Origin of the sequence: Kutzneria buriramensis (assembly GCF_003387475.1) — a bacterium.
In the GTDB taxonomy this organism is placed as follows: domain Bacteria; phylum Actinomycetota; class Actinomycetes; order Mycobacteriales; family Pseudonocardiaceae; genus Kutzneria; species Kutzneria buriramensis.
The window spans coordinates 162366-184616 of sequence record NZ_QUNO01000013.1 but is presented as its reverse complement, the minus strand read 5'-3'; the positions used below and the strand labels follow the sequence as shown (position 1 = coordinate 184616).

The 22251-nt window shown below is 72.6% G+C and carries 23 protein-coding genes; 11 read left to right on the top strand and 12 right to left on the bottom strand.

Going from position 1 to position 22251, the window contains the following annotated elements:
* Positions 1-6: 6 nt before the first annotated feature.
* Complete coding sequence (locus BCF44_RS34565; protein WP_116178647.1) at positions 7-681, bottom strand: HSP18 transcriptional regulator; 675 nt, start codon at positions 679-681, stop codon at positions 7-9.
* 186 nt (positions 682-867) lie between these two features.
* Here BCF44_RS34565 and BCF44_RS34560 point away from each other — a divergent pair, with 186 nt between their 5' ends.
* From BCF44_RS34560 to BCF44_RS34535, 6 genes are all read left to right on the top strand, one after another.
* The gene (locus BCF44_RS34560) at positions 868-1305 is read left to right on the top strand and encodes an Hsp20/alpha crystallin family protein (protein WP_116178646.1); all 438 of its coding nucleotides are present in this window, start codon (positions 868-870) and stop codon (positions 1303-1305) included.
* 130 nt (positions 1306-1435) lie between these two features.
* Complete coding sequence (locus BCF44_RS34555) at positions 1436-1897, top strand: DUF6292 family protein (RefSeq protein ID WP_170217898.1); 462 nt, start codon at positions 1436-1438, stop codon at positions 1895-1897.
* A 24-nt stretch (positions 1898-1921) separates the two neighbouring features.
* A complete protein-coding gene (locus BCF44_RS34550) occupies positions 1922-2725 on the top strand; it encodes a cellulose-binding protein (protein WP_147328734.1) in 804 nt (267 codons plus the stop codon).
* Between the two features lie 30 nt (positions 2726-2755).
* The gene (locus BCF44_RS34545; protein ID WP_116178644.1) at positions 2756-3934 is read left to right on the top strand and encodes a zinc-dependent alcohol dehydrogenase; all 1179 of its coding nucleotides are present in this window, start codon (positions 2756-2758) and stop codon (positions 3932-3934) included.
* A gap of 134 nt (positions 3935-4068) precedes the next feature.
* Positions 4069-4401, top strand: a complete 333-nt coding sequence (locus tag BCF44_RS34540) for an STAS domain-containing protein (RefSeq protein WP_170217897.1) — start codon at positions 4069-4071, stop codon at positions 4399-4401.
* The gene (locus BCF44_RS34535) at positions 4398-5990 is read left to right on the top strand and encodes a SpoIIE family protein phosphatase (protein WP_170217896.1); all 1593 of its coding nucleotides are present in this window, start codon (positions 4398-4400) and stop codon (positions 5988-5990) included. The genes BCF44_RS34540 and BCF44_RS34535 overlap by 4 nt, the downstream gene beginning before the upstream one ends.
* Here the strand turns inward: BCF44_RS34535 and BCF44_RS34530 are convergent.
* Positions 5987-6559 carry a TetR/AcrR family transcriptional regulator gene (locus tag BCF44_RS34530; RefSeq protein WP_211353341.1) on the bottom strand — a complete coding sequence of 191 codons (573 nt, stop codon included), beginning with the start codon at positions 6557-6559 and terminating at the stop codon, positions 5987-5989. The two genes, BCF44_RS34535 and BCF44_RS34530, sit on opposite strands and share 4 nt — an antisense overlap.
* Before the next feature lie 88 nt (positions 6560-6647).
* Here BCF44_RS34530 and BCF44_RS34525 point away from each other — a divergent pair, with 88 nt between their 5' ends.
* Positions 6648-7004: an EthD domain-containing protein gene (locus tag BCF44_RS34525; RefSeq protein WP_116178642.1), complete on the top strand. Its 357-nt coding sequence runs from the start codon at positions 6648-6650 to the stop codon at positions 7002-7004.
* On the opposite strand, the gene BCF44_RS34520 is transcribed toward BCF44_RS34525, so the two are convergent.
* On the bottom strand, positions 6947-8425 hold the full coding sequence (locus tag BCF44_RS34520; RefSeq protein WP_116178641.1) for a flavin-containing monooxygenase: 1479 nt from the start codon (positions 8423-8425) through the stop codon (positions 6947-6949). The genes BCF44_RS34525 and BCF44_RS34520 overlap by 58 nt on opposite strands.
* Before the next feature lie 91 nt (positions 8426-8516).
* Here BCF44_RS34520 and BCF44_RS34515 point away from each other — a divergent pair, with 91 nt between their 5' ends.
* Complete coding sequence (locus BCF44_RS34515) at positions 8517-9104, top strand: TetR/AcrR family transcriptional regulator (protein ID WP_147328732.1); 588 nt, start codon at positions 8517-8519, stop codon at positions 9102-9104.
* Here BCF44_RS34515 and BCF44_RS34510 read toward each other — a convergent pair whose 3' ends face one another.
* Positions 9105-10250, bottom strand: a complete 1146-nt coding sequence (locus BCF44_RS34510; RefSeq protein ID WP_116178639.1) for an erythromycin esterase family protein — start codon at positions 10248-10250, stop codon at positions 9105-9107.
* A 90-nt stretch (positions 10251-10340) separates the two neighbouring features.
* On the opposite strand from BCF44_RS34510, the gene BCF44_RS34505 reads away from it, so the two are divergent.
* On the top strand, positions 10341-11051 hold the full coding sequence (locus BCF44_RS34505) for a MerR family transcriptional regulator (RefSeq protein WP_116178638.1): 711 nt from the start codon (positions 10341-10343) through the stop codon (positions 11049-11051).
* On the opposite strand, the gene BCF44_RS34500 is transcribed toward BCF44_RS34505, so the two are convergent.
* Together BCF44_RS34500 and BCF44_RS34495 are read right to left on the bottom strand one after the other, a co-directional pair.
* The gene (locus BCF44_RS34500) at positions 11035-14328 is read right to left on the bottom strand and encodes a hypothetical protein (protein ID WP_116178637.1); all 3294 of its coding nucleotides are present in this window, start codon (positions 14326-14328) and stop codon (positions 11035-11037) included. The genes BCF44_RS34505 and BCF44_RS34500 overlap by 17 nt on opposite strands.
* Before the next feature lie 46 nt (positions 14329-14374).
* The gene (locus BCF44_RS34495) at positions 14375-14800 is read right to left on the bottom strand and encodes a MarR family transcriptional regulator (RefSeq protein ID WP_116178636.1); all 426 of its coding nucleotides are present in this window, start codon (positions 14798-14800) and stop codon (positions 14375-14377) included.
* A gap of 46 nt (positions 14801-14846) precedes the next feature.
* Here BCF44_RS34495 and BCF44_RS34490 point away from each other — a divergent pair, with 46 nt between their 5' ends.
* Positions 14847-15434, top strand: a complete 588-nt coding sequence (locus BCF44_RS34490) for a TIGR03086 family metal-binding protein (protein WP_211353340.1) — start codon at positions 14847-14849, stop codon at positions 15432-15434.
* Between the two features lie 4 nt (positions 15435-15438).
* Here BCF44_RS34490 and BCF44_RS34485 read toward each other — a convergent pair whose 3' ends face one another.
* The 4 genes from BCF44_RS34485 to BCF44_RS34470 all read right to left on the bottom strand — a co-directional run bounded on the left by BCF44_RS34485 (position 15439) and on the right by BCF44_RS34470 (position 18940).
* Complete coding sequence (locus tag BCF44_RS34485; protein ID WP_116178635.1) at positions 15439-15864, bottom strand: hypothetical protein; 426 nt, start codon at positions 15862-15864, stop codon at positions 15439-15441.
* Positions 15865-15935: 71 nt separating this feature from the next.
* Positions 15936-16703 (bottom strand): esterase/lipase family protein, encoded by a 768-nt coding sequence (locus BCF44_RS34480; RefSeq protein ID WP_116178820.1) that lies wholly within the window; start codon positions 16701-16703, stop codon positions 15936-15938.
* A gap of 11 nt (positions 16704-16714) precedes the next feature.
* Entirely contained in the window at positions 16715-17827 is a 1113-nt protein-coding gene (gene tal / locus BCF44_RS34475; RefSeq protein ID WP_116178634.1) for a transaldolase, read from the bottom strand.
* Between the two features lie 48 nt (positions 17828-17875).
* Positions 17876-18940 (bottom strand): NAD-dependent epimerase/dehydratase family protein, encoded by a 1065-nt coding sequence (locus BCF44_RS34470; RefSeq protein WP_116178633.1) that lies wholly within the window; start codon positions 18938-18940, stop codon positions 17876-17878.
* Positions 18941-19166: 226 nt separating this feature from the next.
* On the opposite strand from BCF44_RS34470, the gene BCF44_RS34465 reads away from it, so the two are divergent.
* A complete protein-coding gene (locus BCF44_RS34465) occupies positions 19167-20759 on the top strand; it encodes a phytoene desaturase family protein (RefSeq protein WP_116178632.1) in 1593 nt (530 codons plus the stop codon).
* Here BCF44_RS34465 and BCF44_RS34460 read toward each other — a convergent pair.
* Both BCF44_RS34460 and BCF44_RS34455 read right to left on the bottom strand, forming a co-directional pair.
* Positions 20750-21190: an SRPBCC family protein gene (locus BCF44_RS34460; protein WP_116178631.1), complete on the bottom strand. Its 441-nt coding sequence runs from the start codon at positions 21188-21190 to the stop codon at positions 20750-20752. The two genes, BCF44_RS34465 and BCF44_RS34460, sit on opposite strands and share 10 nt — an antisense overlap.
* Positions 21187-22203, bottom strand: a complete 1017-nt coding sequence (locus BCF44_RS34455; RefSeq protein ID WP_116178630.1) for a Ppx/GppA phosphatase family protein — start codon at positions 22201-22203, stop codon at positions 21187-21189. Before BCF44_RS34455 ends, BCF44_RS34460 begins: the two co-directional genes overlap by 4 nt.
* Positions 22204-22251: the final 48 nt, after the last annotated feature.

Genomic DNA, 22251 nt, shown 5'->3' with positions numbered 1-22251 from the left:
CGGGCCTCAGCTGATCTGCCGCGCCTGGTTGCCCTCGTCGGTGGCGGTGGCGATCTTGTCGGCCAGCGCCGGATGGCTCGCGTGCAGGTGCGGGTGGGCCTCGGTGAGCGGGCCGAGCAGTGCGGCGCTGTCGGACTCGCCCAATGCCGCCGTCACGGTGTCGACGTGGTGCTGAGCGTCGCCGACCAGCGTCGCGTCGCCGTCGAGGGCGCTGACCTGTGCGGCCAGCTGGCGCAGGCCGATCGCGTGGTCACGCGCCCACTTGGCGGCCGCCCGGTCGCCGGCGCGCCGGTCGCGCGCGGCCCGGACCCGCTGCTCGCCGGTGGTGGCGCCGGTGTCGTCGGGCCGCAGCCGCAGGTAGCGGCGCTCGGCCGCCTGCCGGCTGGCCACGCCCAGCGCCGGCGCCAGCTGGATCCAGCTGGCGCCGTGGGCGCGAGCGGCGGCGATGAGCCGCGGCTCCCACTCGGCCAGCTCCTCGCGGAGGTGCCGGAGCAGGGTCAGCGCGGCGAGCGCGTCGGTGACGCCGTTCTCGTTCCCGGCAGGCTGGCCGAGCCGGTGGTGCGCGATCTCGTCGATCAGGGCGAGATCGGTCAGTGCCCGGTCGCCGGCGCGGGTGTCGTCGGCGCCGGCCTGCCGGTCCCGCAGCCACTGCCGGGCCAGGTCGCGTTCGCTGCCCTCCATCGTGTCGCCCTTCCGATGACATGTGTCCAGTCGTCGTAAAGACGACATGGTAGCTCCGATGCCGGCAATTTCGCCAGGTGGAGGCAATGTCGTCCTATGGATGACAGAGCACTTGTCATCGTTTGGATGACGTGTTAGAACTGTGGTGCGCGTTGACACCAAGACGAGGGACATGGAGGTGGAACGATGTTGATGCGCACCGACCCGTTCCGGGAGTTCGACCGGCTGACCCAGCAGGTGTTCGGCGCGCCGGGGACGTGGTCCCGCCCGACGGCGATGCCGATGGACGCCTACCGCACCGGCGACGAGTTCGTCGTGCACTTCGACCTGCCGGGCATCGACCCCGGCGCGATCGACCTGGACGTCGAGCGCAACGTGCTGACCGTGAAGGCGGAGCGCCGCCCGGTCGAGCGCGGCGAGAGCGTCGAGATGCAGGTCGCCGAGCGTCCGCTGGGGGTGTTCTCCCGCCAGTTGTTCCTGGGCGACGCGCTCGACGCCGACCGCATCTCCGCCCAGTACGAGCAGGGCGTGCTGACGCTGCGGATCCCGGTCGCCGAGAAGGCCAAGCCGCGCAAGATCGCCATCGACGCCGGCAGCGCCGAGCCCAAGCAGATCGACGCCTGACCCCTCCACCCCGGCGCCGCACTTCCGAGAGGAGGTGGGAGAGCGGCGTTCCTCGACTCGGATGCGAGGAACGCCGCTTTCACATCGCTTTGTGCGTGGCGCCGGGCCCGGCCATGGAAGGAAACGCAGGGTGCGAGGCGCACCGTTGCTGACCGGCGCCGCCGCCCGGTCCGAGATCACCTGGTACGACGACGACACCTTCGACCGGGGGCTGCGGGCCTACATCACCGCGGTGGCCCGCGCGCTGGGCGTCGGCGCGGAGTCGACCACAGTGGACACCACCGCCCCGGCCTCGGCGTATCTGGCGCTGGACGGAACGCTGCCGGTCTACCCCGGCCGCGAGTTGGCGCTGCTGTGGGACGAGGGCCACGGCTGGTCCGCCGCCGTCGAGACGGCGTCCGGCGAGGACCTCGTCGTCATTCGGCACCTCGACCCGGCCCACGGCGCCGTGCCCGCGCCGCGCGTGCTGGCCCGCTTCGTCGAGGCGCTGCGCATGGGCCGCCCCGTCGGCCGCACCGACCCGCCGGACCTGTCCGGCCTCGACCGCCGCCACGTCGGCGAACGGCTCGCCGAGTTGTACCTGGACCGCTAGCGAGGGAAGGAGGAACGCACCGCCATGACGGTGGTGGCCGAGGAGATCGTGCCGCTGGCAGTCGACTTCGACGTCGTGATGCGGGGCTACGACCGATACCAGGTGCAGCGCCACCTGCACGCCGTGGACGCCGACCTGCGACTGCTGACGACCGATCGGGACGCGGCGGTGCAGCGCGCCGACGACCTCGCCCGGCAGGTGGAGACGTTGCGCCGCGAGATCGCCGTGCTGAAGTCGCGCCTGGACCGCGTCTGCCGCACGCCGGTGAGCCCCGAGGGGCTGACCGAGCGACTGCGGCGGATGGTGGAGCTGGCCCGTGACGAGGCCGCGGAGATCACCTCCTCGGCTCGGGCCGCGGCCGAGCAGAGCTGGCGCAACACCCGACTCGCCACGGACCGCCTGCGGGAGCGCTGCGACCGGCTCGCCGCCGATCTCGACACCCGGCGGCAGCAGATGGAGAACGAACACGGCGAGCTGATGCGCAAGGCCCAGGCCGACGTCAAGGCCCTCACCGAGCAGGCCGCCGCGCGCCGCGCGGAGCTCGACGAGCGGGCGGCGGCGCAGCGCCGGCTCGCCGAAGAGGACTTTCAGGCCGCGATGGCCGCGCGCCGCCGGGAGACCATGGCGGAACTGGACGCGCTGAGGGCGTCCACCCGTGCCGAGGCGGACGCGCTGGTCGCCGACGCCCGGCGGCGGGTGGATGCCCTGGAGACGGTGCGCAGGCGGACCGCCGAGCGGCTGCGGGCGGCGCTGGAGCTGCTGGACCGGTCGCGGGAGATCCTCGAGGCGCCGTGCGAGGAGGCGGATAGCTCACCGCACACCGGGTAGCCGTCGCAGGACGACATCCGGGAGGAAACGATGAAGGCAGTGACCTGGCACGGCCGGCGGGACGTCCGCGTGGACACCGTGCCGGACCCGCGGATCGAGGACCCGACCGACATCGTCGTCGGCATCACGTCCAGCGGCATCTGCGGCTCCGACCTGCACCTGTACGAGGTGCTGGGGCCGTTCCTGGACGAGGGCGACATCCTGGGCCACGAGCCGATGGGCGTGGTGGAGGAGGTCGGGCCCGAGGTGACGGCCGTCCGCCCCGGCGACCGCGTGGTGATCCCGTTCAACGTGTCCTGCGGGACGTGCTTCATGTGCGGCCAGGGCCTGCACTCGCAGTGCGAGACGACCCAGGTGCACGCGCAGGGCAACGGCGCCGCGCTGTTCGGCTACACCAAGCTGTACGGCCAGGTGCCCGGCGGCCAGGCGGAGTTCCTGCGGGTGCCGTTCGGCAACACGTTGCCGATCAAGGTGCCGGACGGCCCGCCGGACGACCGGTTCGTCTACCTGTCCGACGTGCTGCCGACCGCGTGGCAGGCCGTCGACTACGCCGCGGTGCCCGACGGCGGCAGCCTGGTGGTGCTGGGCCTCGGGCCGATCGGCGACATGTCGTGCCGGGTCGCCCAGCACCGCGGGGCCGGCCAGGTGATCGGCGTCGACCTCGTGCCGGAGCGGCTGGAGCGGGCGCGGGCCAACGGGGTGGACGTGGTGGACCTGCGCGATCCCGATCTGGTGCGGGTGATCCGGGACAAGACCGGCGGCCGCGGTCCGGACTCGGTGATCGACGCCGTCGGCATGGAGGCGCACGGCTCGCCGGCGGCGCAGCTCACCCAGCAGATGACCGCGATGCTGCCGGACGCCATGCAGAGCTGGCTCATGAAACGCGTCGGCGTGGACCGCCTGCACGCGCTGTACCTGGCGATCGAGATCGTCCGTCGCGGCGGCACCGTCTCGCTGTCCGGCGTGTACGGCGGCATGGCCGACCCGATGCCGATGCTCCGCATGTTCGACAAGCAGATCCAGCTGCGGATGGGGCAGGCCAACGTGCACCGCTGGGTCGACGACCTGTTGCCGCTGGTCGTCGACGGCGACCCGCTCGGCCTGGAGAGCTTCGCCACCCACCGGGTCCAACTGGACCGGGCCCCGGCCGCGTACCAGATGTTCCAGCAGAAACGCGACGGCGCGGTGAAGGTCCTGCTGCAGCCGTAGTCGAGGTTTCGGCCCCGCTCCGACCGGTTATCCCGTCGTTCGGTCGCATCTGCGCTGCCTCCCGCCACGGCGGGAGGCATGATGTCCGTGTGACCGGTTTGAGCGGGGATGAACCGAGCAATGCGGAGGTGGGGGTGGCGACCGTCGCCGTTGAGCGTCCGGCTGACGACATCGCTGTGGTGCACGTGGACGGCGAGGTGGACATGGTCACCGCGCCGGCGCTGGAGAGCCAGGTGGTGACCCTGCTGGGCGAGCGGCCCCGCGTTCTGGTCATCGACCTGACCGACGTCCGGTTCTTCTCCTCGGCCGGGCTCGCGGTGCTGGCGCTGGCCCACCGGGCCTCCGACGAGAGCACCGAGCTACGGGTGGTCGCCAGCGACCCGGCCGTGCTGCGGCCCATGGAGCTCACCGGCCTGACCGAGGACCTGCTGATCAGGCCCACGCTGAAAGCCGCGATCGAGGGATGAGCGGGCTCGAACCGCCGCTGCGGTGGCACGGGCTGGCCAAGGCCGAGCAGCTCAGCGGCATCCGCAAGTCGATCGAGGCCTGGACCGAGCGCGCCGGGCTGTCCACGGACCTGTCGCAGATGGTGGGGCTGGCCGTCTACGAGGCCATGGCGAACGTCGTCGAGCACGCGTACCGCGACGACGGCATCGGCAATCTCGACGTCGAGCTGTACCACGACGGCGAGGCCGTGGTGGCGGTCGTGGCCGATGAGGGGCACTGGCACGTGAGCACGCCCGAGGAGCAGCAGCACCGCGGGCGTGGGCTGGCGCTGATCGAGCGCCTCGCCGCGCAGGTGACCGTGCTGCCGTCGCCCACGGGCACACGCGTCCGCATGCGCTGGCCCGCGAGCGCGCCGCCGGACACCCGGCTGCGGTTCCTGGACGCCGTCACGGATGCCGCCCTGTCCCGGATGGGGGCCGAGGCCGTGCAGCGGGACCTGCTCACGCGCATCCACGACCTGTTGAGGGTCGACACCGTCACGGTCCTGCTCTATGACCGGTCCGGCGAGCACCTCGTCGCCGGGCCCGCGGTCGGCGTCGAGCAGCACGTCAGCCGGCCGGTGCGGATCGAGGTCGGCGCCGGGCTGGCCGGGCGGGTGGCCCTGAACCAGAAGACGACTGTCGCCGACCGGGTTGACGCGGCGTCCGTCGAGACCCCGTTGTGGGAGAACGGCATCACCGCGCTGGTCGCGGTGCCCATGGTCGCCGCCGGCACGTTCGTCGGCGTGCTGCGGGTGGGCGCCGGTGGCGACCGCACGTTCGACGACGAGGACCTCCACCTGCTCCAGGTCGCCGCCGACCGGCTGGCGCTCGCCGTGCAGGCCCACACCACCAACGCCGAGAGCAGCGCGACCACCGCGTTGCAGCGCAGCCTGCTGCCCAGCCGCCTGCCCGCCGTCGCCGGCCTCGACTTCGCCGGCCGCTACGCCCCCGGCGCCGATCTCGGCGTCGGCGGCGACTGGTACGACGTGTTCGAGCTGTCCGGCGGCCGTATCGGCATCGTCATCGGCGACGTCGCCGGGCACGGCTTCCCCGCCGCCGTCGTCATGGGACGCCTGCGCAGCGCCCTGCGCGCCTACGCCCTCGACAACGACGCCCCCGAGATCGTGTTGGACAAGCTCGACCGCAAGGCGAGTCACTTCGAGGCCGGCGTCATGGCCACCGTCGCGTACGCCGTGGTCGAGCCCACCGCCGGTCGGCTCACCCTCTGCCTCGCCGGCCACCTGCGGCCCGTGCTGGCCGTCCCCGGCCGTCCGAGCCAGTTCGTCGACGCCGTCGTCGACCCGCCCATCGGTTTCGCGCTCCGTGGCCGGCAGCGCCGCAGCACCGTCATCGAGGTCGCGCCCGGCGCCACCGTGTGCTTCTACACCGACGGTCTCGTCGAGCGGCGCGGGCGGCCCATCGACGCCGGTCTGGACGAGCTGCTGCGGGCCGTCGCCGCCGTGCCGTCCGAGACCGTGTGCACCGAGCTCATGGCCGAGTTCGTCGAGGGCCAGTCCACCGCCGACGACGTCGCGCTGCTGGTGGTGCACCGGACCGAGTCGGCCTAGCGGAATCCCTCGACGACCAGCGTCAACAGGCTCTCCGCGCGGTTCCGGTCGCTCGACTCCGTCACGATGGCGATCGCGTTGGCCAGCGTGAGCACGTCATCGAGCTCGAGGTCCGCGCGGACTCGGTTGGACCGCTTCGCGTCGTCGAGCAGCGCATTCGCCACCTCACCGACCGCCGCTCGACACGTCGCCACGAAGGTGGAGTCCCGGCTGTCCGCGAATGCCGCCCCGAGGCCGCGTCTGGTGCGGATGTGCTCGACGTAGGCGCGCAGCCACGCCTCCAGCGCACCTTCCCGTGGCCGCAGTTCGCCGCCGATCGCGCACAGCTTTTCGACGTCGTCGACGCACACCGCCACGAGCAGGTCGCGGCGTGTGGGGAAGTGCCGGTACAGCGTCGCATTGCCCACCCCCGCGCGGCGGGCGATCTCGTCCAGTGACGCCTCCGGCCCGTCCGCCTCGAACACCCTCGCGGCCGCCGCCAACACCGCCTCGTAGTTGCGTCGTGCGTCCGCGCGCAGCGGCGGGTGGGTCAGGCGGGCCAGCTCCTCCCGTGTCGAACTCGCGAGCACGCGCCCTCCCTTGCCAATCGGGGACCTCCCCGCTTAGCCTACAATCGAGTGAACCGGGGAACTCCCCGGTTACGTTTCGGGAGGTCGGATGTACAAGAAGCTCTCGCTCCTGCGGAAGCGGTCCGGGATGACCACCGCCGAGTTCGTCGACTACTATGAGCACCACCACGTGCCCCTGATTCTCGCCCTGGCCCCGACGCCGGACGTCTACAAGCGGCACTACGTCGAGCGCGGCGACCCCCTCAACATCCGCGAGGACCACGTCGACTTCGACGTCATGACCGAGATCGCCTTCCGGGACCGTGCCGCCTTCGACCGCTGGCTGGCCGCCCTCGCCGCCGCCGGCGCCCGCGTCCCCGACGACGAGGCCAGGTTCCTCGACCGCTCCTACCTGACTTCCTTCGCCGCCGACGAGCACGTCACGGCCGACTCGACCACGCGATAGTCGGCGGGATCGAACCGGCTCAGCTGCGAGACCATTCGGTCGGTGGCCCACGGCCAGGAGAAACTGTTACGCCCGTTGGCATCGATGTAATAGCTGCGGCAGTTGCCGGCGTGGTAGGCGGTTGACGGCAGCGCGGCCTGGACGCGGGCGTTGAAAGCGTCCTGAACGTCTTGGCGCACCTCGATGCTGTCGGCGGTCCGCAGCAGCCGCAGCGCACGCATGATGTGCGCCAGCTGCGCCTCGACGACGACGAACGCCGAGTTGATGGTGCCCAGGCTCGGCCCGAGAACCAGGAACAGGTTGGGAAAGCCGGCCACGGTGGTGCCGAGATACGCCTGCGGACTGCCCTGCCAGTGGTCGGCGAGGCTCGCGCCCGCAGCGTCGAAAACCCGCCCGGCGACGGGGAGATCGAGGATGCGGAACCCGGTGCCGAGGATGATCGCGTCGACCTCGGCGGCGGTCCCGTCGTCGCCGATGACGGTGTTGCCGCGGACCTCCGTCACGCCGGTGGCGTGCACATCGACGTTGGGACGGGCCAGCGCGGGGTAGTAGTCGTTGGACACCAGCGGCCGGGTGCAGCCGACGGGATAGTCCGGGGTGACCTTGCGCCGCAGCCGCGGGTCGCGGATGGCGCGCCGGATGTTCATGGTGGCGATGGCCCGAAGTAGCGGCTGCGTGCGCGGACGCCGGAAGGCGTATCCGAGCGCCTCCAGCGACCGGTACTCCAAGCCGCGTAACGATGTCAGCGCGCGGGACCAGCGGAGCAGCCGGCGTTCCGCCTGCGGGACGTGGTGGTCGGGCTTGGGCAGAACCCATTGCGGCGTCCGCTGGAACAGGTGCAGCCGTCGCACGGCGGGCGCGATCGCCGGCACGAACTGCACGGCCGACGCGCCGCTGCCGACCACCGCGACGCGTTTGCCGGTGAGGTCGACGTCGTGGTCCCACCGCGAGGAGTGGAACACCGGGCCGTCGAATCCGGCCAGGCCGGGGATGTCCGGCAGGTTGGGCGTGTGCCACGGGCCGGCGGCCGCGATCACCGCCCGCGCCGTGACGTCGCCGTCGCTTGTGGACAGTCGCCAGCGCGCCGTCGCCGGGTCCCATTGGGCACGCAGGACTTCGACGCCGAATCGCACGTGGTCGGTGACGCCGTGCCGGGTGGCGGTGTCCCGCAGGTAGTCCAGGATCTCGGCCTGCTTGGCGAACACCCGGGTCCACTCCGGATTCGGCGCGAACGTGTAGGAGTACAGCCGGGACGGCACGTCGCACCCGCAGCCTGGGTAGATGTTGTCCCGCCATGTGCCGCCGAGCGCGTCGCCTTTCTCCAGCACCACGAAGTTTCGCACGCCCTGCTGGATCAGCCGCGCCGCCGCGCCGATGCCGGACACGCCGGCTCCGATCACCGCCACCTCGTAGTCGGTCATCGCCGTGCTCCTAGTCCTGCCGGATTTGAGATAACGACGCTATCCAAGTAAGCACGGTATCTTGATAGTGTCAACAGGTAGGATCACCGCCGTGCCGCGACTGACCCGGGCCGAGTCCCAGACCCGCAACCGCGAGCAGGTGCTCCAGGCCGCGCGGGACCTGTTCCTGCGCGAGGGCTACCGGGCCACCTCGCTCGCGGCGGTCGCCGACGCCGCCGGCTTCTCCACCGGGGTCGTGTACTCGAACTTCACCGGCAAGCCCGAGCTGGCGCTGCTGGTGCTGCAAGGGATCCAGGCCGAGCACACCGAGGCGCTCGGGCCGGTGCTCGATCCGGGCAGGCCGCCGGGGGAACTGGCCGCCGGCCTGCGCGCGTGGGCCGAGGTCGCGCTCGCCTCCGGCTGGCCCCGATTCGAGCTGGAGTTCGCGCTCGACACCCGTGACGACCCGCGGATGGTTGCCGCGTTCGTCGAGCGGCAGCGCTACGGCGCCGGCCTCGTCTCGACGGTCATCCGCGACCGGTTCCCCGCCGAGCTCGTCGAGGCGCTGCCGGTGGACGCGATCGCCGACGCCATCGTCGACCTGCTCATCGGCTTCGCGGTCCGCCGGCTGATCGATCCGAACGCGTCACTCGACCAACTGGAGGGCCTGATCCGAGGAGTCCTCACCTTCCAGGCCTGATCACCAGTACTGGTGCCGTTTTCCGTCGGTGCCGGCGACGAAGACGACCGCGTCGGAAGCCTCCAGGTCGGCCGGGTCGAGCGGGAGGTGGCCGGGCAGGATCGGCCTGCCGGCGCGGATCGACCGGGGGAGCGCGGCGCGCAGGGCCGGCGTCGGGAACAGGGCGCGGCGGGTGGTGGCTGTGGCCAGCGCGTGCTGGAAAGTGCCGGCCTCACTGGACGGATCGGCGTCGGTCGTCACGACCACGTACCGCTCGCCGAGGCCGAGCGCGATGAGCGCGCCGGCGCTGGCCCAGGTCGCCTCGCCGTGGGTCCGTTGCAGGATCTGGTTGTGCGCGAAGACCAGGCTCGGGCTGCTCTCCTGAGCCACGATGGCGAGCAGGTTGTCGGCCATCATCTCCGCACGCAGGCTGAACAGGGTGCCCATACGATCGGGCGAGGGGCTGGCCATCGCGGCGTGATAGCGCAGCAGGCCGAGGGCAGTGCGGGCGTGTGCCAGGGCGAGGTCGTGGCGGGACGGGTCGGCGGCGCGTAGGGCGGGCGCCGCGCGGCGCAGCTCGCTGGCGACGTCGTCGGCGATGATGCGCAGGGCGCGAGCGCGGTCGGAGCCGCCGATCGACGCGGCCGGGTCGTACATGGCGGCCTCGTTCGTCCAGTCGCCGTCGTCGCCGAGCAACGCGTCGAGGTCCGGCACCGAGGCCGACAGGTAGTCGATGACGAAGGACAGCGCGCGCCGCGGACTAGGGGCGAAGGCGTACTCCGTCGGCGCGTCGAAGCCACGAAAGCGGACCTGGTCGCGCGGTGCGCTGCCAGAGTTGTGTTCGCGCAGCCATTCGACGAGTTCACGGTTGCCCGGCACGGCCCCGAAACCGTGGCTGAAGCCGGTCGCGAGCACGGTGTCGAGGTCAAGGGCCGCCCCGGTCACGTAGTCGTCGACGATCGAGGCTGCGAAGTAGTCGGTCTCCAGGACGACCGAGCGGAAGCCCCGTTCGACCAGGTGAGCGAGGATGTCGTTGCGCAGCAAGGGAAACGCGGCGATGCCGTGGGTCGGCTCGCCGAGGGCGAGCACCGTCGGCCGGGCGGTGAGCAGGTCGTCCAGGACGGTGTCGTCGAGTTCGCGGGCGATGGCGCGCAGCGGGGTGGACATGCCCTCGACGGTATCGTTGAAGGTTCGAATGAGACTTCCACGACGTCGACCTGCGTTCGATAGGCTCCAAGCCTCAAAGGGAGGTGTAGCTTGCGGCCCGTCGACCTCGCGCGAGAGCACGGATTGTCCGCCCAGGCGATCCGCAACTACGACGACGCCGGCATCCTCCCGCCGGCCGAGCGCAGCCCGACCGGCTACCGGCGCTACACGCCCCTCCATGCCCAGGCGCTCCGCACGTTCCTCGCCCTGCGCGGCGGCCACGGACACCAGCCGGCGCTGGAGATCATGCGTGCGGTCAACCGTGGCGACGTCGATTCCGCCTACCGCCTCATCGACGCCGCTCACGTCGCGCTGCTCGCCGAACGCGACACCAGCACCGAGGTCGCGGCGGCCCTGGACACCCTGTCCACCGCGCCCGCCCGCTTCACCGGCCGGCTCAGCGTCGGTGAACTCGCGCGCCGGCTCGGATTGCACCCGGCAACCCTGCGGACCTGGGAGGTCGAGGGCATCCTCCGCCCCGAACGCGACCGTGCCACCGGCTACCGTCGGTACGGCCCCGACGCCGTACGCGACGCCGAGATCGCCCGCCAGCTTCGCCGGGGCGGCTACCGGCTGTCCCAGGTCGCCCAGTTCCTCCAGTCGCTACGCGAAGCCGGCGGCGCGGACGCCCTCACCGCCTTTCTCCACTCCTGGCGGGACCGCCTCACCGCCCGCAGCCGCAACCTCATCGCCGGCTCCGCCCGGCTGGATGGCTACCTCACGATGCTCGACCGGGATGGCGACCTCATTCGGATGCCATGACAATCCGCAAGGCGCGCTCGCGGACATCGGGGTCGGCGTTCTCCCGCAGGGCCAGCACGAGATCGCGCCACGGCGCCGACCAACCCGCGCGTGGCCCGGCCTTGTCGGCGATGCCGACGGCCAGCAGCGCGCCGGCGGCGGTCGGAGAAAGATCACGCGCCGTGTCCAGCAACGACGGCCGTTCCGTGCCGTGTGCGGCCAGCCAGCCCGCCAACCGATCCGTGACCCGCCACGCCAACACCGGCCGATCCGCGACGGCGGCGATCCCGCGCAGCGCGGGCAACAAGTCGCCCCGCCGGGGCAGCGCGGCCACGGCGAGTGCGAGCCCGTCCGCACGGTGATCGGCGAAACCGACCAGCACCTCGGACAACGCCTGTGTGACAAGGCGAAGTGCCTCACCTGACATGCCGACGCGTGATACGAGGCTCTCCGCGACGTAGCGCAGACGCTGGTGAGCGGGCAGATCCCGATCCGGACCCGCCACGTCGTCCACGCCGGCCAACGTCGTGGCCACTGCCCGCAGCGGCGCCGCGTCACCGGTGAGCGCGGAGATGGTGATCAGCCCGTCGACCGCCACCCGCCAGGTGGCGGTGCTGTCCAGGTCGCAGCTCACTGTCACCAGCGACGCCGCGCCGTCGCGATCCCAGGCCGCCCACGCCGGCCACGCGGTCAACCCCGCCCTGGCCGTATCGGGATCGGGGTGACCGGCGACAGTCCGGACCAGTACGCCGTACCGGGCCCGGTACGGCTCCGCGACAGTGAAGGTCCGGGCGTCGGTCAGCGCGGCGGCAACTGCGGGTTCCGCCGTGGCGGCGTCCGCCAGCACCGTCCACATGCGACTGTCGTCCAGCAGCCAACGGGCCGCCGACACGATGCCGCGCCGGACGTCGCGGTGCAGGTCGGGGTCGGCCCACAACGCCGTCAACTCGTCCACCGCGCCCGGCACCCGGTGCTCGGCGACCAGCCGCACGGCTTCCTTGCGGGAAGTCACCTTCCGGCCGGCGAGCACCGGCCGCAGCGCGGCCAGCAACGCCGCCGGCGCGACGGAGCGAGCGCAGCGAGTCGCCGCGTACACGGCGACCCGGGCCCGATCGGTGTCGGCGTAGCCGAGCAACTCGCCCAGCACCCGGTCGGGCCGATCGGTCCAGGCCAGCGCGGCCAGGGCGGTCTCGACCACCGCCACCTCGCCGTCGGCGAGGAACGGCCGCACGGCATCGGCACCGACGCCGGGCAGGCTGCCCAGCCGCCGCACGGCGGCGGTCCGCTCCCAGACCGACTTTCCCGGCGCGGTGGCCAGGTCGGCCAGCAGCGTGGCGTACAGCGCTGTCTGGCGGGGCAGCCAGTTCCGCAACGAGCCGGGGAAGATCGGCACGAGCTGCACGCCGCGATTGACGAATCGGCCGTGCAGCGGCCGGCCCAGCACCCGGTCCAGCAGGTCGGTGCGGCGGCCGCTGATCGCGTTCGACACCGAGTGCACGGTGATCGTCGACGGGTCACGGTCGAACACCGCCTCGACCCGTTCGGACCGGGTCGCCGGCGGCGCCAGCCAGAGGTCGATCGCCTGTCGGACCGTGTGGTCCGCCGCCGCGGTGACGGCCGCGGCGAGGTAGTCCTGAAGGTCCGGCATGGCCCAGGCGCGCCGGTGCAGGCCCTGGGCGAGAGCCAGCGCGAGGTCGTGGCGGTCCACCCGCGCGTCGGCGGCGATCCGCGGCCGCAACACCTCGAACACGGCGTGTTCCGCGCCGCGCGGCAGGTTCCGGTTCAGGTCGCGCAGGTTGAGCGTGCGGTTGTGGCCGCCGGCCAGCTCAAGGATCCGCAGGCCGCAGTCGACCACCGCGGAGTCGGTGGTCACCGCGCCGTGCCGGACCAGGCCCATGGCCACGGATTCCACCGCCCGGCGGGTGATCCAGGACGTGTCACGGGCATCGAGGGCGTCGGTGGCGATCTTCTCCAGTTGCGGCAGGTCGGACGCGGCGAGCAGCCACAACGGGATGGCGGCGATCGCCTGCATCGCCGTGCGGCGGACCGGATCCTGTTCATTGGGCAGCCGGGTCAGCGACGCCAACGCCCGCCCGACCGTGGCCGGATCACGGGTGGCCGCCGCCGCGCCGATCAGCAGCGGGTACGCGTGCTCGCGTTCGGCGGCGACCGGGCGAGCCGTCCGCGCTCGCAGCACCGGTTCGGCCTCCGCCCACGGCAGCCTGGCGGTGACCTCCAGCAGGAGCTGGGGGTCGTCCGCCACCCGCCGGGTGGTCAGCAGCCGGCGGGCGTGGGCGTGCCGCGCCGGCCACGGCAGGAGATCCAGCACCGAGACGGGCAGTCCGGCGGCGACGATGTCGCGGCCGCCCAACGCGCCGTCCAGCAGCTCCGCCCGCTGGGACGGCGGGAACCGGCGCAGCAGCGTCGTCAGGCGGACGTCGCCGATCGCCGCCCGCACCAGCGCCGCCAGGGCCGTGTCCGACGCCTGCCGCAACGCCTGGCACAGGCCTCGGCTGGGGTCGAACCGGATGCGCCGACCGGGGTCGCCGAGGATCGCCGCCGCCCGCTCCGGCTCGGCCTTGGCCAGCATGACCAGCCAGCGGCCGGCCCCCGGCGGCAGCCCGGTCACCGGGCCCCGCTGCTCCAGCAGTTCGAGGACCTGCCCGACGTCGTGCCGGAGCAGACTGCGGACGGCCGCGCCGTATCGCGTCCACACGTCGGCGCGTTCGGTCTCGCCGGCCTCGGTCAGCCGGCGCCGCAGGTGATCCAGCACCACGGTCGGGTGACGGAGGGCGAGCGCCTCCATGTTCGGCACCGCGAAGTCCAGCTCGGGCAGCAGCGCCGCGACCGTCTCCGTGTCGCAGGCCGGGAGCACGGCCGCTGCCTCGTGATCGCCGAACCGCTCGCGCACCGACGACAGCACGCTGTCCCCCCACGCGAGGCTCTTGCTGCCGCGCAGCGCCCGATAGAACGCCGTCCGCCACGCCATCGGCGCGGTCGGCAACGCCTCCGCGATCACGTCGAGGTGCAGGCCCCGCCGAACGCAGTGGTTCAGCGCCACGCCGGCCACTGCCATGTCCGGTGAGGTCAGGCAGCCGCGTACATAGGTCTGGTCGCCGGCGACGATCGCCATCGTGATCGCCCACATGCGGGCGACGCCGGGCTGGGCGTCCAGTTCCGCCAGCAGCGCGGTCAGCGCCGGCGACCCGGCCAGCGAACGCGCGGTGTCGGCGAGAACTCGCTGGCGCGCCGGATAGTCCAACGCGTCGAGCCGTGCCGACAACTCCTCCAGATCCATGGGGGAGGATTGTTCCCGATCGTCGCCCGGGCACAACCGGGATTTCTCACCCGCCGGAGAGCGTCGCCAGTGCCCGCAGGAACGCCTCCCGGTCGGCGGGAGGGAGTTTGGCCAGCAGGTCGTCCTCGGTCCGTTGGATGTCGGCCTGCACGGCGCGGCGCTTCGAGCGGCCCTCGTCGGTGATGGCGACGAATCGCGCGCGTCGGTCCGCGGGGTCGCGGGTGCGGTCGAGCAGGCCGTTGTCCTCCAGCTCGTCCAGCACGCCGATGATGCGGCTCTTGTCGGCGCCGATGAACTCGGCGAGCGCGGTCTGGGTGCGCACGGGCTCGCCGTCCAGGGCGTTGAGCACGACATAGCCCCACATGCTCAGCCCGTGCGCCCGCAGCACCGGCAGCTCGGCGGCGATCAGCGCGCGTTGCAGCGGCGCGATCATCGCCGCGAGATCCTGCCGCCCGCCATCCATGATCGGCATGATACCGAGCTTGACGAAATAGTGTGCACCTGCGTATCGTAAGCATGTGCTTATTAATGAACTGCTGGCCGCCCACCGGGTCGTCGTCGACGCCAGCGTTGCCATCGTTTCCCAGGTCCAGGCCGATGACCTGGGCCGACCGACGCCCTGCGCCGAGTGGACGCTCGCCGACCTGCTCGCCCACATGACCGCCCAGCACCGCGGCTTCGCCGCGGCGGGCCGGGGGCATGGCGGTGATCACGCGGCGTGGGAGGTCCGACCGGCCGGCCCGGACGACTACGCCGTCGCCGCCAAGGACGTCCTCGCCGCCTTCGCCGAGTCGGAAGTGCCGGAGTTCGAGCTGCCGGAGTTCCAACCCGTGCCGCATTTCCCCGCTGCCCAGGCGATCGGCTTCCACCTGATCGACTACGTGGTGCACGGCTGGGACGTGGCCCGCTCGCTCGGACTCGACTACGAACTGGCCCCGGAAGTCGCCGAACCGGCGCTGCGGATCGCGCTCGCGGTGCCGAACGGGGACAACCGGCTCGCGCCGGGCGCGGCCTTCGCGCCCGCGCTGGCCACGAGCGACGCGGACCCGCTGCGCCGGATCCTCACCGCGTTGGGGCGCTCGCCGGAGTGGCCCGACGCCGTGTGACCCGCTACTCGACCGGCGCCGGGGCGCGCTCGATCTTCCACGCGCACAAGGCAGTCACGGGGATGAGCAGCAACCAGAGCAGTCCCAGCCCGGCCGAGACGAACGCCAGCATCCCGTACAGGCCCGGCGTGATGGACTGGGAACCCGACAGCACGGCGACCGGCGCCGTCGGATCGGTGTCGCCCGCGTCGGGGAACAGCAGGCCGACGAGCACCAGCGCGACGGCCTGCACGATGAACCAGGTCGAGGTCCAACGGCCGAGCCAACGCCTATGCAGCAACATCAACGCCACCACCACCGGAGCCAGCAGTATCAGGGCCGCGCCGCTGTAGACGAAGGCGAACGTCGCCCACCCGCCGGCAATGCTGCGAAGTTCCCACCAGGCGCCCACGGCCGCGACGGTGATCAGCAGAATGAGCCACGGCCGCATGGTGGATCCCCCTTCTCCGTTCCCAGCACAAGGTTCGGCGGGAGCGGGGTGGGGCACCAGCGCAGAACTACTTATGCGGCCATGACTTCTCGGGTGGCCCAGGCGGCGAGCGTGGGCGCCAGCGCCGCGTAGACGTGCGGGTCGAACGGCATGCCGGTGTGCGTGCTGCCGACCTCGACGCAGGTGGCGTACGGGTCGAGGCACAGCCGCCACGGCGCGATGGCGTCGTGGCGCGAGTAGAAGGCGACGGCCGGCACCGACGGCGGCAGCTCGGCGCGGAGCGCGCGGGTGTTGACCGTGTAGCAGTCGCCGTGGAAGCAGTCGTCGTCGATCAAACCGGCGAAGCCGAGTGCGGACAGGCGTGTGAGCATGCGTGCCATCGGGATGACGCCGAGTCGCGCGCCGAGCAGGTCCAGGACGGGGCTGGCCAGCATCACCAAACCCTGTACCAGATCCGGACGGCGGGCGGCGGCGAGTCGGGCCAACGCGCCGCCGCGGCTGTGTCCCAGCAGGACGACCTTGCGGCCGGTCGCCTCGGCGTGCGCCTCCAGCCGGCGCTCGATTCGCTCGACCAGCGTCGACGTGCAGCCGATGTCGAGGCCGATTCGAGCCGGCGCGGGCCGGAAACCCCGCGCGGCCAGCCACTTTCCGGTCAACGCCAGGCTGACGTCGGCAGCCCCGAAGCCCGGCACCAGGACCACGCCCTGCCCGCCGCCCAGGTCGGGGTCGGGCGTGTGCCAGACGGGGTGCCTCAGCAGTGTCGGCACGCCCAGCATGGCCACGAGGATGTGTTCGCGCGCAACGCATCGCGCCGTCTCGACGAGTCTGCTGACTTCCATGTCACCCTCGCTCACGCCGGTTGGAGCGCGCCGCTCACCGTGTCGCCCAGCTGCCGCCAGCTCTGCTCGAATTTGTGCAGCCCCTCCCGCTCGAGTTGGACGGCCACCTCGTCGAGATCTACGCCGCAGCCCATCAGTTGGCTCAACACGTACCGAGCCTCCGCGTAGCGCGGGCGGATCGTGTCGCCGACGACGTAGCCGTGGTCGGCGAAGGCCTCCAGCGTGGCGCCGGGCATCGTGTTCACGGTGTCCGGGGCGACGAGCTCGGTGACGTACATGGTGTCGGGGTAAGCGGGATCCTTGACGCCGGTGGACGCCCACAGCGGCCGCTGCGGATTCGCGCCGAAGCCGGCGAGGCGCTGCCAGCGCTCGGAGGTGAGCAGCCCCTCGTAGGCCTGATACGCCACCCGCGCGTTCGCGACGGCGGCCCGGCCGCGCAGCTCCGCCACGTGAGGATCACTCAACTTGTCCAGCCGGGCATCCACCTCCGTGTCCACCCGGGAGACGAAGAACGAGGCCACGGAACGGATCCCGGCCAGATCGATGCCGGCCTCGCGGGCTCGCTCCAGGCCCGTCAGATACGCCTCGGCCACCGCGAGATAGCGGTCCACGGAGAAGATCAGCGTCACGTTGACGCTGATGCCCGCCGCTGTCGCCGCGGTGATCGCCGGCAGGCCCTCGACGGTCGCCGGGATCTTGACGAACAGGTTCTCCCGACCGACCGCCTGCCACAGGCTGCCGGCCATCTCGACGGTCGCGGCGGTGTCCCGCGCCAGCCGGGGATCGACCTCGATCGACACCCGGCCGTCGCGGCCGTCGGTGCGCCGGTGGACATCGGCGAACACGTCGCACGCGTCCCGCACGTCCTCGGTGGTGATCGCGAACACCGCCTCGTCCACGCCGACGCCGCGGGCGGCGAGCCCCCGGAGCTGCTCGTCGTAGCGTTCGCCGTGGGACAGCGCGGAGGCGAAGATCGTCGGGTTGGTGGTGACGCCGACGACGTGCCGGTCGGCGATCAGCGCGGCCAGCCGCCCGCCGGCGAGCAGCTCGCGGGAGAGGTCGTCGAGCCAGACCGAGACTCCCTGCGCCGACAGCTCACCGAGCGGGTCCTGGGTCCTTGTCATGGCAACGGCTGCCCTCGGCAAGGCCGTTGAAACCGAAAAGGACGGAAATCACGCCTGTGACTGGTGGGTGGGCCGGCCCAGGCCCAGCCGCCCGGCACGGGCCAGCGGGCGCAGCGGGTGGCTGCCCGTGCCGGCGCCCGCCCGCAGGCCGGCGGCCATCTCGTCCAGCACCTCGCGCGCGTCCCGCTCGGGACGCCAACCCAGCACGCGGCGGGCCCGGTCGGTCTGCACCAGCGCGGCCTTGTCGGCCAGGGCCAGCCAGCCCGGATGCAACGGCTGGAGCCCCAGCCGCCAGGTGAGGCCCGCGAGCGCGCAGCCGGCCGCACGCGGCACCGGAATCCGCGGGCCGCCGCCGAACGGCCGCGCGAGGTCCGCACCGGACAGCACGGGCTCGGCGGCGAGGTTGAACGCCCCGCTCGCACCGCGGACGAGGATCGACCGCAGCGCGGCCGCCACGTCCTGCGCGTGCACCACCTGGAGGCGCAGGTCCGTCCACCACGGCAGCGGCAGCCAGCTCTGGCCGATGACCCGTTCCGGCAGCAGGGGGCTCAGCAGCCAGCGGGCGAACTCGCCGCCGGCGTCGTGCTGGAGGACCGCGCACGGCCGGACCCTCGCGACCGTCCGGTCGTGATGGCCCGCCGCGAACTCGTCCAACATCCGCTCGAACGTGACCTTCCCTCGACTGTAGGCGCTGTGCGGGATGCCTTCGCACGGCCAGTCCTCCGCCACCCGCGTCCACCGATCCGGCGCCGCGTAGGCCGCTACCGAGGAGGCCGCCACCAGGTGCGGCACCTCCGCCCACGCCGTCGCCGCGAGCACGTGTCGACTGCCGGCGAGGTTCGTCCGCTGCATGGGCGGATCGTCGCGGGCCGGGTGGATCGCCCACACCAGATGCACCACGGCGCTCGCCCCGGCGAACACCTCGGCCAGGCGGTCGGTCGCCTCGGGCTCGCCGACGTCGCAGGCCACCCATTCGGCCACGTCGTACGGTGGCCGCGACCGGTCCGGCAGGTGCCGCGCGACCCCCGTGACCTGCCAGTACCCGTCGCGCCGGAGAGCTCTCAGCAGGGCCGTGCCCACGTTTCCGCTGGCTCCCGTCACCACGATCCGCACGGCGACGAGTACCCGTCGATTCCGCGTCCTAACGAGGGTTCAGCGCCGCCGGGACGGTGACGCCGGCGGCGAGCTGTACGTCCGCTGGTCACAAGGCGGCGGACCCGGGGTGCGGCCGTGGGTGGTGCGAGAAGGAGGTCGCGGCGCAGCAGTCGGCCGAGTGGGGGCCGCCGGACCGGCGCTCCTGACGCTGTTTCGAACGGGGAAAGCGGTGGAATCCGCGCCCATGACGGAGGAGTGCGCGGACGCCGTGGTAGTCGGCGCCGGTCACAACGGGCTGGTGGCGGCGAACCTGCTGGCCGACGCGGGGTGGCAGGTCCTCGTGCTGGAGGCGGCCGAGCAGCCCGGCGGCGCGGTCCGCACGGCGGAGATCGCCGCGCCGGGCTACCGCAGCGATCTGTGCAGCGCCTTCTTCCCGATGTCGGCGGCCTCGCCGGTCTTCGCCGACCTGGACCTTCCCCGCTACGGCCTGACCTGGCGGCACGCACCGGACGTCCTCGCGCACGTCCTGCCGGACGATCGCAGCGTGGTGCTGTCCCGTGACATCGACCGCACGGCACGGTCGGTGTCGGCGTTCGCCCGCCACGACGGCGCGGCCTGGCGTCGCATGTACGACCAGTGGATGCGGCTGCGGGATCCGTTCCTGGACGCCCTGTTCCGGCCGTTCCCGCCGGTCCGTGCGGGTGCACGCCTGCTGCGCAGGGTCGGCACGGCCGAGGCGCTGCGCCTGGCGCGCATGGTGGCGTTGTCGGCGCGGACGTTCACCGACGAGTGGTTCGAGGGGGAGGGTGCGCGCCTGCTGGTGGCCGGCAACGCCATGCACGCCGACGTCGGCGTGGACAACGCCGGTAGCGGCGTGTTCGGCTGGCTGCTGGCGATGCTGGCCCAGGACGTGGGCTTTCCGGTGCCGGAAGGCGGCGCCGGCCAGATCACGGCGGCCCTCGTCGGCCGGCTGAAGGACCGTGGCGGCGAACTTCGGTGCGGCCGCCGCGTGGACCGGATCCTCATCGCCGGCGGCCGGGCCGTGGGCGTACGCGACACCGAGGGACAACCGGTGCGGGCGCGCCGCGCCGTGCTGGCCGACGTGCCGGCGCCGGCGCTGTACCTGGACCTGGTCGGCGCCGACCACCTACCGGCGCGGCTCGTCGACGACCTGGGCCGCTTCCACTGGGATCCCGCGACGATCAAGGTGGACTGGGCGCTGTCCGGTCCGGTGCCGTGGACGGCGGAGCAGGTCCGTGGCGCGGGCACCGTGCACATCAGCGCCGACATGGACGGGCTGTCGGCGTTCACCCTCGACCTCGCCCGTGGGCGCACGCCACGCGACCCGTTCCTGCTGCTGGGGCAGATGGCCGCCGCCGACCCGTCGCGCTCACCGGGCGGCACCGAAACCGTGTGGGCGTACACGCACGTGCCGCACCGTCAGCGCTGGGACAAGGCGAAACTGGCGCGGGCCGCCGACCGGATCGAGCGGGTCGTCGAACGCCATGCCCCGGGCTTCGGCGGACTCGTGGTCGGCCGCGCCATCCAGGGCCCGGACGATCTGCACGACCACGATCCGAGCCTGGTCGACGGCGCGATCAGCGGCGGCACCGCGGCGATGCACCAGGAGCTGTTCCTACGACCCGTGCCCGGCCTGGCCCGCGCCGACACGCCCGTGCAGCGGCTGTTCCTCGCCAGCGCCTCGGCCCATCCCGGCGGGGCCGTGCACGGAGGTCCCGGCAGCAATGCCGCACGGGCCGCGCTGGCCCGTGACGGCTGGGCCGGCGGCGGCTACCAGGCCGTGATCAACGCCGCCCACCGCCTGGTCTACGGCTGAGGCCGCCCGGCGGCGAGGTCGGCCAGCCGGCGCAGCACCTCGTGGTTGCGGGCCCGCAGCAGCAGGCCCTGCATCACGCCCGGCAGCAGCGCCACCGGGCCGTCCGTGGCCCGTTCCCCCATCACGATGCGGGTGCCCCCGCTCGTGGCCGTCAGGTCGAAGCGGACGGTGCCCGCGCCCAGCGGCCACAACCGGGCACGCAGCTCGATCATGCGGCCCGGCACGAGCGCCGTGACCTCCGTCCAGTCCTTGAACTGGATCGGCCACAGTCCGGCGCTGTGGTGGATCCGCGCGCCGACGCTCGGCCATTCCGGGTCCACGCCGCGGATGTGGGAGTTGCCCACCACCCACGCCGCGTAGGACCAGCCGTCGGCCAACACCGCGAACACGCGGTCCGGCGGCACCCCGACGGTCCGGCTCACCTCCGTCATGCCGGCGTCGCACCACCCACCAGTTGCCGGATGTCGCACACGTCCGGGCGCTGCGTCAGGGAAACGGGCTGGAGGGGGAGGAAGGTGCGCGCGTCCCACACGGCGTGACAGAGCATCACGCCCTCGCGAAGCGCCCACGGGCACACGTCCACCGAGGGCACGGCCAGCTCCTTCATCGCGGCGTGGGCGACCATCGCCCCGGCCAGCACCTGTCTGGCCCGGGACTGCGACACGCCGCGGAACTGCGTACGCTCGGCGACCGGTGTGCGGGCGAGGCGCGGAATCCACGTGGCGACGTCCTCCACGGCCAGGCGGCGCCGCACGAAGGGCCCCTGGCGCTGGGCCGGCGCCCCGGCCAGCCGCGCCAGCTGTTTGAACGTCTTCGACGTCGCGACGGTCAGCGTCGGCGTGCCCTCCCACGCGACACGGTCGGCGACCTCGCGCAACTGGTGCCGGACGTGCCGCCGCAGCCGCCGCATCTGTTTGCCGAGCGGCAGGTCGTCGGGCAGGAACTGGCGGGTGAGCCGGCCGGCGCCCAGCGGCAGCGTCACCACCAGGTCGGGCAGCAGCCCGGTGCCGAACACGATCTCCATCGAGCCGCCGCCGATGTCCAGGGTGAGCAGGCGGCCGCCCGACCAGCCGTACCAGCGGCGGGCGGCGACGTAGGTCAGCCGCGCCTCGTCCTCGCCGGACAGGAACTGCGGTCGCACACCGGTCTCGGCGTCGAGCAGGTCCACGACCTCGTCGCGGTTGGCGGCGTCGCGGATCGCGGACGTGCCGAACGCGTAGAGCTGTTCGACTTCCAGCCCGCGGGCCGTCTGCATCGCCCGTCCCACGGCGCCCACGACCCGGTCGACGCCGTCCGGGGCGATGGCCCCGTCCGCGGTGAACGATTCCGCCAGCAGCGTCGGCTCCTTGAGGGCGTAGGCCGGCAGCGGTGGCCCGCCGGCGACGACGTCCACCACTTCCAGCTGCGCCGAATTCGACCCGATGTCCAACACACCCAATCGCATGGGGGTGGCTACCCAGGCCGTCGCGCGGCAACCGCCGGCCCGCCGGGT

Bases quoted from the DNA above. Each gene is read 5' to 3' on its own strand.
- BCF44_RS34565 (WP_116178647.1), bottom strand. From the start codon at position 681: ATGGAGGGCAGCGAACGCGACCTGGCCCGGCAGTGGCTGCGGGACCGG.
- BCF44_RS34560 (WP_116178646.1), top strand. From the start codon at position 868: ATGTTGATGCGCACCGACCCGTTCCGGGAGTTCGACCGGCTGACCCAG.
- BCF44_RS34550 (WP_147328734.1), top strand. From the start codon at position 1,922: ATGACGGTGGTGGCCGAGGAGATCGTGCCGCTGGCAGTCGACTTCGAC.
- BCF44_RS34545 (WP_116178644.1), top strand. From the start codon at position 2,756: ATGAAGGCAGTGACCTGGCACGGCCGGCGGGACGTCCGCGTGGACACC.
- BCF44_RS34535 (WP_170217896.1), top strand. From the start codon at position 4,398: ATGAGCGGGCTCGAACCGCCGCTGCGGTGGCACGGGCTGGCCAAGGCC.
- BCF44_RS34525 (WP_116178642.1), top strand. From the start codon at position 6,648: ATGTACAAGAAGCTCTCGCTCCTGCGGAAGCGGTCCGGGATGACCACC.
- BCF44_RS34520 (WP_116178641.1), bottom strand. From the start codon at position 8,425: ATGACCGACTACGAGGTGGCGGTGATCGGAGCCGGCGTGTCCGGCATC.
- BCF44_RS34510 (WP_116178639.1), bottom strand. From the start codon at position 10,250: ATGTCCACCCCGCTGCGCGCCATCGCCCGCGAACTCGACGACACCGTC.
- BCF44_RS34500 (WP_116178637.1), bottom strand. From the start codon at position 14,328: ATGGATCTGGAGGAGTTGTCGGCACGGCTCGACGCGTTGGACTATCCG.
- BCF44_RS34495 (WP_116178636.1), bottom strand. From the start codon at position 14,800: ATGCCGATCATGGATGGCGGGCGGCAGGATCTCGCGGCGATGATCGCG.
- BCF44_RS34485 (WP_116178635.1), bottom strand. From the start codon at position 15,864: ATGCGGCCGTGGCTCATTCTGCTGATCACCGTCGCGGCCGTGGGCGCC.
- BCF44_RS34480 (WP_116178820.1), bottom strand. From the start codon at position 16,703: ATGGAAGTCAGCAGACTCGTCGAGACGGCGCGATGCGTTGCGCGCGAA.
- tal (WP_116178634.1), bottom strand. From the start codon at position 17,827: ATGACAAGGACCCAGGACCCGCTCGGTGAGCTGTCGGCGCAGGGAGTC.
- BCF44_RS34465 (WP_116178632.1), top strand. From the start codon at position 19,167: ATGACGGAGGAGTGCGCGGACGCCGTGGTAGTCGGCGCCGGTCACAAC.
- BCF44_RS34460 (WP_116178631.1), bottom strand. From the start codon at position 21,190: ATGACGGAGGTGAGCCGGACCGTCGGGGTGCCGCCGGACCGCGTGTTC.
- BCF44_RS34455 (WP_116178630.1), bottom strand. From the start codon at position 22,203: ATGCGATTGGGTGTGTTGGACATCGGGTCGAATTCGGCGCAGCTGGAA.